We start from the raw sequence: 12,200 nt of genomic DNA on the forward strand, positions 1-12,200 counted from the left end.
TTCCGCACCCCTGCGGCCCCTGCCCCGGTCCGCCACCCGCTCCAGAACTGCGACACGTGCGACCACGCCTTCCGCGCCCCGGCCCCCGGCAAGTGCAACGGCTGCCGCCAGATGCCGTACGAGCACCCGGTTCACCTGCGGCGCTGACCGGGATGCGCCAAACGATCAGCTACGTTGCGGCGACGGAACCGCTGACGTGCTATCTCATGGGAAAGGGCGGGAAATGCCCGAAGTCACCACCCCGTACGCGACCGGCACACCGTGCTGGGTCGATCTGACGGCCAAGGACCAGCAGGCGGCACTGGACTTCTACCGCGACCTGCTCGGCTGGCAGGGGCAGTCCGGACCTCCCGAGTACGGCGGGTACGCGGTGTGCGAACTGACCGGCAGGGCGGTGGCCGGGATCGCTCCGGCGATGCCCGCCGAGGGAATGCCGGAACAGCGGACCGTGTGGACCACCTATCTGAGCGGCGCCGACGCGGAGGACACCGAGCGGGCGATCGTCGCGGCGGGCGGCACCGTGCTGGCCCCGGTGATGGACGTCGGCAACCTGGGCCGGGTACTGATCGCCGCCGACCCGCAGGGTGCGCCGTTCGGGGTGTGGCAGCCGGGCGAGTTCTTCGGCGCGCAGGTGGTCAACGAGGCCGGGGCGCTGGCCTGGAACGAGCTGCACACCAGCGACGTCTCCGCCGCCACCGCCTTCTACAGGGACGCACTCGGCATCGAGATCTCGCCGCTGGACGGCACGGACTCGTACTGGGAGATGCGGGTGGACGGCCGTCCCGTCGGCGGCGTCACCCGACTGGACAACGACCCGCCCGGCACCCCCGCGCACTGGCTGTCCTACTTCGCGGTCGACGACGTCGACTCCACCGTGGACGCCCTGATCAGACGCAACGGCAACGTCCTCGTACCCCCCTTCGACATGATCGCCGGCCGCATGGCAGTGGTCACCGACCCCCAGGGCGCACACTTCGCAATGATCAAACCGACACCAATGTAGCCCGTCACCGCGCCTCCGCCGACCCCCCGCCCACAGCCGCCCCGGCCGACTACTCTGACTCGTGCACTCCCAGGAGGACATCATGAGTACCCAGGCCGACCACGGACACGAACTGGTCCCCCGTCCCGAGCAGACGCCTGACGCTCTAAGGACCGCGCTCGCCATCGTTGCCCCCCGCCGACTGCCCGAAATGCAGCAGTCGAAGGACGAGGCGTTCGCCAAGGCTGTCGAGTGGCAGTCGCTCAGTCCGGTGCGAAGCTGGGTACTTGCCTGGGCCAGGGACATCGAGATCGCCCGCCGCCCCGACCTGTCGGGCCGCCACGCCCACGCGACCAGTCACCTGGAGCACGAGGACCCTGCCGTCGCACAGGCCGCGCTGCGGGAACTCACGGCTGTCCTGGACGAGGCCATGAAGGCAGTGCGCGCTTGAGCTGGTCCTGGGAGTACGTGTTCGGAGCGGAGGAGTCGGCCCGGACCCTGCCGCCCTTGTTCCTCAAGGAGGTTGAGCGGAAAGCAGACGAGCTGGTCCGGATGGCGGAGGCGTTGTACGTACACGGCCGGAGTCACGAAGGGGCCGACCCGAAGGGCAGCGACGTCATCCTTCCGGGCGGTATGTTCCGGTACCAGATCGTCGTACGCAGCGAGCGCGTCTTCGTCGTCCAGATCGTTCACCTGGGTTCCTGAGCCCTACGGCCCTGGCCGTGACGGCATGGGGCGAGGACATGCGGCGAGCACGGCTTCTCGGCGTACGTCCCCGGCTCCGCTCTGGGATGCTGGCCGCATGGAGACCCGAGGTCCGGGCCGGGCCGTGGTGGAGGCCGTTGTGCCCGATGCGCCCCGTGCGGGGCTTCGGCCGTTGCTGACGCAGCGGTGGCGGGATCTCGCGATGCTGCACTGGGCCGTGGACCCCGCGGCGGTCGCGCCGCTGCTGCCCGTGGGCACGGTGCCCGACGTGTTCGAGGGCGTGGCGTATGTGGGGCTGATCGCGTTCCGGATGGAAGGGGTGGGCTTCTTCCGGCTGCCGGGCGTGCCGTACTTCGGGACGTTCGCCGAGACGAACGTCCGCCTGTACTCCGTGGACGAGCGGGGGCGGCGCGCTGTCGTCTTCCGGTCCCTGGAGGCGTCCCGGCTGGTGCCGGTGCTCGTGGCACGGGCGGCGTTCCGGCTGCCGTACATGTGGGCGCGCATGCGTGTCCTGCGGGACGGGCCCGTGCTCACGTACACCAGCGGCAGGCGGTGGCCCGGGCCGGTCGGCGCCGCCGCCCGTATCCGGATCAGGGCGGGCGAGCGGATCGCCGAGCCGTCCCCGCTGGAGCACTTCCTCACCGCGCGCTGGGCGCTGCACACCACCGTCGCCGGGCGGCTCGTCCACCTGCCGAACGCCCATCCGCGCTGGGCGCTGCACCGCGCCGAGCTGCTGGAGTGCCGGGAGACGCTGATCGGCGCGGGGGGCCTGCCCGCACCGGTGGGGCCGCCCGCGAGCGTGCTGTACTCGCCCGGGGTGCCCGTCCGCTTCGGCCGGCCGGACAGCTGGGGGAGCGCGAGCCCCCGGCCCTGAGCGGCGCGCGGGGCTCGGGCACCACCACACGCGCCACGCCGGCCGCCGGGCCTTTCCGCGTCTACGGGTGGAGCTTCTCGCCCTTCGCCAGCATCGCCACGTACTTCTCGATCCGGCGCGCCCGGGTCTCGGGCTTCTTGGCGTCCTGGACGCGGTACAGGATCGCGTAGCGGTTCTGCCGGTCCAGTGTTCCGAAGAACTCCGCGGCGGCCGGGACGGCGGCCAGGGCCGCCGCGAGGTCGTCCGGCACCGTCGCGGTCCTCGAGCCGTCGTAGGCGGCCTCCCAGCGGCCGTCCGCCCTGGCACGGTCCACCTCGGCCTGCCCCGGGGGACGCATCCGGCCCTGCTCGGTCAGGGCTGCCACCTTGTCGCGGTTGCGCTTGGACCACTTGCTGCGCGGCGTGCGCGGGGTGAACCGCTGGAGCCACCACTGGTCGTCGAACCCGGCCTTCTGGCCGTCGATCCAGCCGTAGCACAGTGCCACGTCGAGCGCCGTGGCGTAGTCCAGTGCGACGGTTCCGGGGCCCTTCCTGGGGCCCTTCTTGCGGAGCTTGAGCCAGATGCCGGACGAGAGGGAGTGGTTCTCGCCGAGCCATGCCCCGAAGGCCTCGGCAGATTCGAATGCGACGATCTCCACGTCCTGAGTCACCCCAGCAGCGAACCACACCCGGCCGGCCGTCATGGCGCCTTCGGGCGGGGGCCGACGCCGCCGGGCGTTGTCGCTCGCCCGGTGCACGGAGCCGCGGGTCAGGCACCCGCCAGGCGCCACAGGGCCGTCACCGTCTTGCCGCCGTCGTGCCCGCGGATGGTGAAGTGGTCGCTCAGACTGCGCATGATCCGCATGCCCAGCCCTCCCGAGCCGTCCAGCCTCAGCGGCAGTACCACCGGCGGGCGCGGGTCGGCGTCGCGCACGCCCACGCTCAGCACGCGGGCACTGTGCCGGATCACCAGCTGCCAGCCGCCCCGCGTGTGGCGCTGCGCGTTCGACAGCAACTCTCCGACCACCAGGGCCACCGTCCCCGCGTCGAGGTGCGGACAGTACCCGGTCACATACGTGCTGACCAGGCGTCGAGCGTCACTGGCCGAGATCTCCGCCGATTCCAATGTCAACACCGGTCCACTCCTTCGCCCTGCGCACTGTGCCGAGTGCCCCCGGTCCGCCCGTCGATGCGCGGTCCCGGTTCCGCATGTCGATGCGCGGTCCCCGGCCGCCGGTGTGGCGGCGGCCCGTCCGGGGCGCGGCATCGGTGGGTGGATGGATGAAGAGTGGGGACGGCCATGAAAAGTCATGACCGCCCCCACTCTTTTCTTTCCGCGTTTCGCGGGCCTGCGGCATTTCGCCATCACGTCATTCCGTCACCGCGCCATTCGGCCGTTGCGCCATTCCTTAAGTGCCGCATTCGGCTGCCGCCGCATTCCGCTACCAGCGGTACCAGCGGCCTCGCTTGCCGCCGCTCGCGGCGGGGCGTACCAGGAAGCCCACGGCCCACAGCACGATCACGATAATCGCTATCCACCACAGCAGGTGGAGTGCGAAACCCGCACCCGCGAGAATGAGCGCGAGCAGAAGAACCAGCAGAAGGGGAACCATTTCATTACCTCCGACAAGCCGTGTGCCCCTTTCACGGCGTGCCATGTACCCGACTTTTCCCGAGTCCGATCCGCGTTCGGTCCGCGTCTGATCCACGCCCGGTCCGTGACCGGTCCGCGTCCGGCCCTGGACTCCGGAAGCACGAAGGGGGGGGCCGTGGCGTAGGCACGGGTCCGGCCCTTGTCGCGCGGCAGCCGGTAGATCCCGACCGCCAGGGCAGCGGGTCACGTGACGCACTGCCCTCGCGGTCAGACAGCCGAGGGCTCCTCCAGGCGGGGGAAGAGCACCGCGCCCTTCGTCACCGTCGTGCCCACCGGCAGGCGGCCCCACGTGGCGGTGTCGGCGATCCGCTGGTCGGCGAGCGCGCCCAGCGACTCGGCGGCGCCGAGCGAGTCCCACAGCTTCCGGCTGGTGTCCGGCATCACCGGGTTCAGCAGGACCGCGATCGCGCGCAGCGACTCGGCCGCCGTGTAGAGGATCGTCGCGAGCCGCGCCCGGCCCTCGTCGGAGGTGTCCTTGGCGACCTTCCACGGTTCCTGCTCCGTGAGGTAGCCGTTGACCTGCTTCACGAAGTCGAAGATCGCCGCGATGCCGCCGGAGAAGTCCAGCTCCTCGCCGATGCGCCGGTCGGCCTCCGCGACCGCCTTGGCCAGGCCCTCGCGCACGGCCTGCTCGGGGGCGCCGTCGGCGGTGGCCTCCGGCAGCTTCCCGCCGAAGTACTTGCCGACCATGGCCGCGACGCGCGACGCGAGGTTGCCGTAGTCGTTGGCGAGCTCCGAGGTGTAGCGGGCGCTCAGGTCCTCCCACGAGAACGAGCCGTCCTGCCCGAACGCGATCGCGCGCAGGAAGTACCAGCGGTACGCGTCGACGCCGAAGTGCTCGGTGAGGTCCTGCGGCTTGATGCCCGTCAGGTTGGACTTCGACATCTTCTCGCCGCCGACCAGCAGCCAGCCGTTCGCGGCGATCCTGCCGGGCAGCGGCAGGCCGTTCGCCATCAGCATCGCGGGCCAGATGATCGCGTGGAAGCGGAGGATGTCCTTGCCCACCAGGTGCACGTCCGCCGGGAAGGTCGACGTGAACTTGGCCTCGTCGGAGCCGTAGCCGACCGCCGTCGCGTAGTTGAGGAGGGCGTCGATCCACACGTAGATCACGTGCTTCGGGTCCCACGGGACCGGGACGCCCCAGTCGAAGGTGGAGCGGGAGATCGACAGGTCCTGGAGGCCCTGCTTGACGAAGTTCACGACCTCGTTGCGCGCGGACTCCGGCTGGATGAAGCCGGGGTTCTCCGCGTAGTGCGCGAGCAGCTTCGGACCGTACTCGCTGAGCTTGAAGAAGTAGTTCTCCTCTTGGAGGATGTCCACCGGCTTCTTGTGGATGGCACACAGCGGCGTGCCGTCCTCGGCCTCGATGAGGTCGCCAGGGAGCTTGTACTCCTCGCAGCTCACGCAGTACGGGCCCTCGTAGCCGCCCTTGTAGATCTCGCCCTTGTCGTACAGGTCCTGGACGAACTCCTGGACGCGGTCCGTGTGGCGCTTCTCGGTGGTGCGGATGAAGTCGTCGTTCGCCACGTCGAGGTGGGTCCACAGGGGGCGCCACGACTCCTCGACGAGCTTGTCGCACCACTCCTGGGGGGTGACCCCGTGCGCCTCGGCGGTGCGCAGGATCTTCTGACCGTGCTCGTCCGTGCCGGTGAGGTACCACACCTTCTCGCCGCGCTGGCGGTGCCAGCGCGAGAGCACGTCGCCTGCGACGGTCGTGTAGGCGTGGCCCAGATGGGGAGCGTCGTTGACGTAATAGATGGGGGTGGAGACGTAGTACGTCTTCTCGCCCCGCGCTTCGGGTTCTGTGGCCGCCATGCTCGAAATGGTATCCGCCGCGTTCCTGTGCCTTCGAACCGTTTCCCCCGGGACGGGCCCGCGGTCCTGCCCCCGCCCGCGGGCCCTCCGCGGTCGTGCCGTACCTCCGCGCCGGGCGTCCGGGGTGAACACTGGACACCTGTCCCCGTGCGCGGGGGCGGCGGCGTCTAAGGTGCGAGCGAGCGGGAGAGCGGTTCCGGGATCTTCGGTGCGCGGCCGATCGTTCGATCTGACGTACGGGCGTTACGACCGCCTCGGACGTACGAGCGTTACGACCGCTTCGGACGTACGGGCGTCACGACCGTTTCGGGCGTACAGGCCGTACGGATGTACGGCGGGCGCCCGCGGTACGGGCGTACGGCGGGTGTGCCCGCGCGTGCGGGCGTACGACGGGTGTACCCGCGGTACGGGCGTTCGGCAGGCGGGATCAACGGCGCGAGCAGCGGCGAACTGGCGGCAGGAGGTGCGGTCCGGTGGCGGGTGAGGCGGATCAGTCGGGCGGGTCCGGTGGTGCTGAGGCGCCCCCGTGGGACGGCGTGGGTCTGCCACCCGCGGCACGGGAGCGCCTCGCGGGCGCGCAGCGCACCGGCACCTGGACGTCCGCCCTGTCCACCGGCGCGTTCGCGGCCATCCGCGCAGTGGGATTCGAGCCCGTCGGGCAGGTGATGGGCTCGGCCGTCTACCAGATCTGGAACGTCTACGACTGCCGGTACTCCGGCGCCGACCTGCTGAACCGGGGCGCCCCCGCCCGCACCGTCCTCTACGGGCTCGACGGCTACGACGCGGCCCGCCGCTCCGCGCTGGAACGGCTCACCGCCGAGTGCGCCGCCCTCGGCGGCGACGGCGTGGTCGCGGCGGAGCTCACCGTGGCGCCGTTCCCGACGGACCCGAGCTACCTGGAGTTCAAGGTCATCGGCACCGCCGTACGCGCCCGCGGCCCGGTACGGCCGAAGCGGCCCTTCACCTGCCACCTCGACGGCCAGGGCTTCGCGAAGCTCGTCTCGAACGGCTGGATTCCGGTGGAGCTGCTGGTCGGCATGGCCAGGGGCGTCACGCACGACACCTTCCTCACGAACGTGCAGTCCAACAGCTGGAGCAACGGCGAGGTCGAGGGGTGGTCCTCGCTCGTGCAGGGCGCCCGGTCGTCCTCCCGCCGCCGGCTGGCGCAGCTGGTGCGCTCACGGGGCGGCGACGGCGTGATCCTGGCCGCGGGCTCGCTGGTGGTGCGGGAGACCGCCTGCTGGCGCACCGTGGACCAGCGGGACCACGTCGCGGACTCCACCATGATCGGCACGTCCGTCGCCGCCTTCCACCGGGCCCCCGCGGAGCCGCGCACCCTGGCGGTCCTGCCGCTCGGACGCCGCTCCGACCGGCTGCGGGCCCGGCTGGCGGCGGTGGAGTCGTCGCCGTACGGGGACCCGCTGGAGCGCACCCGCATCGTGGAGGAGCTCCGCGGCCTGGGACAACAGGGGTGACGGCGGGGATGACGGGCATGACGGCAGGGGCGGCGCGGTGCCCGTGACGGGCACGAAGGACACGACAGATGCAGCGGACACGACAGAGGTGACGACGTGAGCGGTACGGAATCCGAGACGGGACGAGGCCCTTCGCAGGAGGGTGTCCCCGCCGACGCCATGCGCAGGCTCGCCGACCTGGAGCCGGGCAAGGCCGGGGCGATCTTCACCAGCGACCTGTCCGTCAATGAGTTCCTGCTGGTCAGGGAGGCGGGCTTCCGGCCGATCGGCCTGGTGCTCGGCAGTTCGATCTACCACGTCGGAATCCAGATCGGCCGCTGGAGCAAGAACCAGGAGCTGGAGACGCTCAGTCAGGCGATGTACCACGCCCGCGAGCTGGCCATGACGCGTATGGAGGCGGAGGCCGCGCAGCTCGGCGCGGACGGCATCGTCGGCGTACGGCTCAGCGTGGAGGCGCGCGACTTCGGCAGTGACATCGCCGAGTTCATCGCCATCGGTACGGCTGTGAAGGCCGACGAGCCCGCGCCCGGCGGCACGTCCTGGCGCAACAACAAGAACCAGCCGTTCACCTCCGACCTGTCGGGCCAGGACTTCTGGACGCTGATCAGGGCGGGCTACGCGCCGCTCGGGATGGTGATGGGCACCTGCGTGTACCACGTGGCACATCAGCGGATGGGCGCCGCGCTGTCGAACTTCGGCAAGAACGTGGAGATCGAACGGTTCACGCAGGCCCTGTACGACGCGCGTGAGCTGGCCATGGCCCGGATGCAGGCGGAGGCCGAGGAACTGCACGCGGAGGGCGTGGTCGGGGTCCAGCTGAACGCGCACAACCACCGGTGGGGCGGCCACACGACGGAGTTCTTCTCCATCGGCACGGCCGTGCGCCCGCTGCGTGAGGACCACGAGATCGCCCGCCCGACGATGGTGCTGAGCCTCGACGGCTGAGGACCGACCGACCGAATGACTGACTGACCGACCCGTACGCACCGCATGGCCGGAGCGGCCCCAGCGGGAGAGGCCGAGAAGGGGGATGTCACGCATGGACGACGACGCCAGGGGAGACGACAGGCCGGGCCCCCCGGACGAGCCGGGCGCCGCGAACGAGCCGGGCGCTACGGACGGGCCGGGCGCTACGGACAGGCCGGGCCCCGTAGATGGCGCGAACCTGCCGGCCGGTACCGGAGGCCCGGACGATCCCGATCGCGGCCCCGACCCCGGCCCGGGTGCCTCTGCCTCCGCCTCCGTCGAGCTGCTCGCCGCCGCTCTGCGCAGGGACGCGGCCGACCTCGACGTGTACGCGCAGGTGCTGGGCGGCTCGCTCGCCGAAGCGCTGCCGGCCGGGTCGGTCGAGCTGGAGCGCAAGCGGCGCTCGATGGCGGACCGGATGGCGGGGCGTGAGGGCAGGGTCGAGCGGGCCGAGATCTCGCTCGGTGACGAGCGGCTCGCGCTGACCATGGCGCGCGGACGCCTGGTGCCCGAGATCCTCAAGGTTGTGCGGGGCGTGGTGCTGTCCCGTACGCAGGTGGAGATGGAGGAGTGGGCGCGGCGGCTCGCCGAGGCGATCGCGGCGCGGGCCCGCTCGGACGCGCGGGCGCGGGCTGCGCTGGAACGACTCGTCGTGGGCGGGGAGTAGCGGCGGCGCCGATCCCGTCCTCCGGGGTCCGGCCTCGTGGTCACCGGCTCCGAGGCCGCCACCCCGGGCCGGCGGGCTCGGAACCTCAGAGCCCCGAAGCCTCAGAGAGCTTTGCGAAACACCCGGTGCGGTAGGACTGCCTGCCGGGACCCTCACATCTCGGGTGAACCCAGCGAAACCGCTCCGGCTCCCCCGGGAGCGTGGCGAACGTGACGAAGGAACGGGGCGAGAGGCAGGGGACGTCGGCATGCGGGTGCTGGTCGCCGAGGACGAGGAGATGCTGGCCGAGCTGGTGGCGACGGGCCTGCGCCGCGCGGGCTTCGCCGTGGACACCGTGTACAGCGGGGACGCCGCGCTCGCCTACCTCGGGCTGCACGACTACGACGTCGTCGTCCTCGACCGCGACCTGCCGCGCGTGCACGGGGACGACGTCGCCCGCAAACTCGTCGCCGAGTCGTCCCGTACGCGCATCCTGATGCTGACCGCGTCCGCGTCCGTGGAGGAACGGGTGGCGGGTCTCGACCTCGGGGCCGACGACTACCTGGGCAAACCGTTCGAGTTCCCCGAGCTGGTGTCGCGCGTGCGGGCACTGCGACGGCGCAGCGCGAGACCCGTACCGCCGCAGCTGGAACGCGCGGGAGTCCGGCTGGACTCGGTACGCCGCGAGGCGTCGCGCGACGGGCGCCCGCTCGACCTGTCGCCCAAGGAGTTCTCCGTGCTCCAGATCCTGCTGGAGGCGGACGGGGCGCCCGTCTCCGCGGAGGAACTGCTGGAGCGCGCGTGGGACGCGCACACCGATCCGTTCACCGGGGCCGTACGGGTGTGCCTGAGCAAGCTGCGCGGCAAACTCGGCGAACCGCCCCTGATCAAGACGGTGCAAGGAGTGGGTTACACCCTATGAGCGCGACGGCGGCCACCGCTTCAGGACCCGGCCGGGCGGGCGGCCCGCCACGAGGGGCTGTGGGGGGAGGCGGCCCGCCACGAGGCGCCGTGCGGGGCACGGTGCTCGGGCCCGGTTCGACGATCAGGACTCGGATCGCCCTGGTCTACGGGGGCGTCTTCGTCGTCCTCGGCGCGTGCCTGCTCGGGGTCGTGAACCTGCTGTCCAACTCCAGCACCCACGACCAGGCGCAGGCGATCGCGGCGCGCGCCGACGTCGTCCCCGTGTGGAGCGCCGTGCCGGGGACGGGACACGGCGCCCGGGACCCGCTGCTCGTGGTGCGGCAGGCGGACCGGCCGGCCCGGCTCACGCTGTTCCAGCTCACGGACCACGTGAGCGACGCCGCCCGCAACGAGCTGATGTTCTGGTCGCTGGTCGCGCTGCTGGCCATGGCGCTGCTCGCGGTGATCGTCGGCTGGTGGACGGCGGGGCGGGTGCTGCGCCCGATCCGTGAGATGACGGAGAAGGCGCGCGGCCTCACGGAGCGCAACCTGTACGAGCGGATCGCGGCGGACGGCCCCGACGACGAGCTCAAGGAGCTCGGCGACACGCTCGACGCGCTGCTGGCGCGCCTGGAGAGGGCGTTCGACAGTCAGCGGCGGTTCATCGCCAACGCGTCGCACGAACTGCGCACGCCGCTCGCCACGCAGCGCGCCGCGATCCAGGTGGGGCTCGACGACGCGTCCACGCCGGAGGAACGCTCCCGCACGCGCACCACGCTGCTGGAGAACAACCGCAGGAGCGAGCAGCTCATCGAGGGCCTGCTCCTGCTCGCACGCAGCGAACGCGGCCTGGCGGAAGACGAGTTGGAGGAAGTGAACCTCCGCGAGCTGGTGGCGGAGGAGGCGGCGCGGCACGGCGTCGCGGTGAGCACACCGGCCGAACGGACCGCCCCGGCTGCGCCGGCCGTCCCGTCCGCGCCCGCCGCGACGCCATCGCCGGGCGGGTCCGCCGCGTCGGCCGGGTCCGCCGGGGTCGTGGGGCGCGGGCCCCGGCCCGTACGGGGGAACCGGATGCTGCTGTCCCGTCTGGCGGCGAACCTGCTGGCCAACGCGACGAAGTACAACGTGCCCGGCGGGAGCGTCGACGTCAGTGTCGACAACGGCACCCTGCGGATCACGAACACGGGGCCGCCGGTGCCGCCCGCCGAGATCCCGGCGCTGTTCGAGCCGTTCCGCAGGGGCGAGGGCAGGGACCGCATCGGCCGGGGCCCGGGCGCGGGCGCCGGTCTCGGCCTGTCGATCGTGCGCTCCATCGCGCAGGCCCACGGCGGCGACGTGTCGGCGATCCCGGGCCGCCGGGGCGTCGGCGGCCTTGAGGTCACGGTCACCCTGCCCACGACAGCGGCAAGACCCGCACGCCAGGACCTCCACACCCCGCGTGAGCGCCCCCGCGGAACATGACAACTCCGGCCCGGCCCCCGGGCGGCCGGGTCAGCCGCCGGCCGCGTCCCAGGCCTTGACGAGGCCGGCGTAGAGGTCCGCGTGGGAGAGCTTGTGCGGCTCGGGGCCCGCGTGGAAGAAGCCGACGTGCTCCATCTCCTGCTCCGTCTTGCGCAGGAAGTCGAACGCCTTGGAGTCGTACGGCCCGAACGCCACGAACGCCCACGCCAGCGGCTTCTGGGCGACGTCGCTGAGCGCCTGGCGCGCGACGAGTTTGGCGTCCGGTGCGCCGTCGGTCTGGAACACGACGAGCGCCGGCCGGCCCTCGGCCGCGGCAGCGGACTTCTCGTAGTGCTCCACGACCTCCTCGACGGCGCGGTGGTAGCTGGTGCGGCCGAGCCGCCCGAGCCCGGCGTGCGTCTCGTCGATGACGTTCTCGTACGCGCCCGGCGTGAGGTCGGCCGAGCCGTCGATGTCGGTGGAGAAGAACACCGTGTGCACGGTCGGCTCCTCGTCCGCGCCGAGGTGCGCGGCGAGTGCGAGCACCTGCTCACCCAGGCGCTGGGCGCTGCCCTCCTTGTAGAAGGACCGCATGGAACCCGACCGGTCGAGGACCAGGTACACGGCCCGCTCCGGCGTCTCACCGGCCCCGTTCCCGTCCTCGTCCCTGCCGAGCGCCTTCCCGGCGGCGGCGTAGGCCGCGCGCAGCCCCTCCGGGAGAGGGTCCGCCCCTGCGGAAGCGGCGGGGGCGGGGGCGGGGGC

At 71.9% G+C, this 12,200-nt stretch carries 14 protein-coding genes; 9 read left to right on the forward strand and 5 right to left on the reverse strand.

Annotated elements, in window-relative coordinates:
• Nucleotides 1-223: 223 nt before the first annotated feature.
• The 4 genes from LCE31_RS27975 (at nucleotide 224) to LCE31_RS27990 (ending at nucleotide 2,561) form a co-directional block, all read left to right on the forward strand.
• Nucleotides 224-1,003 carry a VOC family protein gene (locus LCE31_RS27975; protein ID WP_225019032.1) on the forward strand — a complete coding sequence of 260 codons (780 nt, stop codon included), beginning with the start codon at nucleotides 224-226 and terminating at the stop codon, nucleotides 1,001-1,003.
• 82 nt (nucleotides 1,004-1,085) lie between these two features.
• Nucleotides 1,086-1,433, forward strand: a complete 348-nt coding sequence (locus LCE31_RS27980; RefSeq protein ID WP_225019034.1) for a hypothetical protein — start codon at nucleotides 1,086-1,088, stop codon at nucleotides 1,431-1,433.
• A complete protein-coding gene (locus LCE31_RS27985) occupies nucleotides 1,430-1,687 on the forward strand; it encodes a hypothetical protein (RefSeq protein WP_225019036.1) in 258 nt (85 codons plus the stop codon). The genes LCE31_RS27980 and LCE31_RS27985 overlap by 4 nt, the downstream gene beginning before the upstream one ends.
• Before the next feature lie 97 nt (nucleotides 1,688-1,784).
• Nucleotides 1,785-2,561 carry a YqjF family protein gene (locus LCE31_RS27990; protein ID WP_225019038.1) on the forward strand — a complete coding sequence of 259 codons (777 nt, stop codon included), beginning with the start codon at nucleotides 1,785-1,787 and terminating at the stop codon, nucleotides 2,559-2,561.
• Nucleotides 2,562-2,622: 61 nt separating this feature from the next.
• On the opposite strand, the gene LCE31_RS27995 is transcribed toward LCE31_RS27990, so the two are convergent.
• From LCE31_RS27995 to metG, 4 genes are all read right to left on the reverse strand, one after another.
• Nucleotides 2,623-3,243, reverse strand: a complete 621-nt coding sequence (locus tag LCE31_RS27995) for a YdeI/OmpD-associated family protein (protein ID WP_225019040.1) — start codon at nucleotides 3,241-3,243, stop codon at nucleotides 2,623-2,625.
• 65 nt (nucleotides 3,244-3,308) lie between these two features.
• Nucleotides 3,309-3,674 carry an ATP-binding protein gene (locus LCE31_RS28000; RefSeq protein WP_225019041.1) on the reverse strand — a complete coding sequence of 122 codons (366 nt, stop codon included), beginning with the start codon at nucleotides 3,672-3,674 and terminating at the stop codon, nucleotides 3,309-3,311.
• A gap of 307 nt (nucleotides 3,675-3,981) precedes the next feature.
• Nucleotides 3,982-4,152 (reverse strand): hydrophobic protein, encoded by a 171-nt coding sequence (locus LCE31_RS28005; RefSeq protein ID WP_225019043.1) that lies wholly within the window; start codon nucleotides 4,150-4,152, stop codon nucleotides 3,982-3,984.
• A 248-nt stretch (nucleotides 4,153-4,400) separates the two neighbouring features.
• Entirely contained in the window at nucleotides 4,401-6,008 is a 1,608-nt protein-coding gene (gene metG / locus LCE31_RS28010; protein ID WP_225019045.1) for a methionine--tRNA ligase, read from the reverse strand.
• A gap of 536 nt (nucleotides 6,009-6,544) precedes the next feature.
• On the opposite strand from metG, the gene LCE31_RS28015 reads away from it, so the two are divergent.
• From LCE31_RS28015 to LCE31_RS28035, 5 genes are all read left to right on the forward strand, one after another.
• Complete coding sequence (locus LCE31_RS28015) at nucleotides 6,545-7,483, forward strand: hypothetical protein (protein WP_225019047.1); 939 nt, start codon at nucleotides 6,545-6,547, stop codon at nucleotides 7,481-7,483.
• A gap of 96 nt (nucleotides 7,484-7,579) precedes the next feature.
• Nucleotides 7,580-8,428 carry a heavy metal-binding domain-containing protein gene (locus LCE31_RS28020; RefSeq protein WP_225019049.1) on the forward strand — a complete coding sequence of 283 codons (849 nt, stop codon included), beginning with the start codon at nucleotides 7,580-7,582 and terminating at the stop codon, nucleotides 8,426-8,428.
• Nucleotides 8,429-8,522: 94 nt separating this feature from the next.
• Nucleotides 8,523-9,116: a hypothetical protein gene (locus LCE31_RS28025; protein WP_225019051.1), complete on the forward strand. Its 594-nt coding sequence runs from the start codon at nucleotides 8,523-8,525 to the stop codon at nucleotides 9,114-9,116.
• 247 nt (nucleotides 9,117-9,363) lie between these two features.
• A complete protein-coding gene (locus tag LCE31_RS28030; RefSeq protein WP_225019053.1) occupies nucleotides 9,364-10,017 on the forward strand; it encodes a response regulator transcription factor in 654 nt (217 codons plus the stop codon).
• 89 nt (nucleotides 10,018-10,106) lie between these two features.
• Entirely contained in the window at nucleotides 10,107-11,459 is a 1,353-nt protein-coding gene (locus LCE31_RS28035) for a sensor histidine kinase (protein ID WP_225019055.1), read from the forward strand.
• 30 nt (nucleotides 11,460-11,489) lie between these two features.
• Here the strand turns inward: LCE31_RS28035 and LCE31_RS28040 are convergent.
• A partial coding sequence (locus LCE31_RS28040; RefSeq protein ID WP_225019057.1) for a VWA domain-containing protein occupies nucleotides 11,490-12,200 on the reverse strand: 711 nt, incomplete at its 5' end.

The sequence above is a fragment of the Streptomyces sp. 8L genome, from assembly GCF_020176795.1.
Lineage (GTDB): Bacteria > Actinomycetota > Actinomycetes > Streptomycetales > Streptomycetaceae > Streptomyces.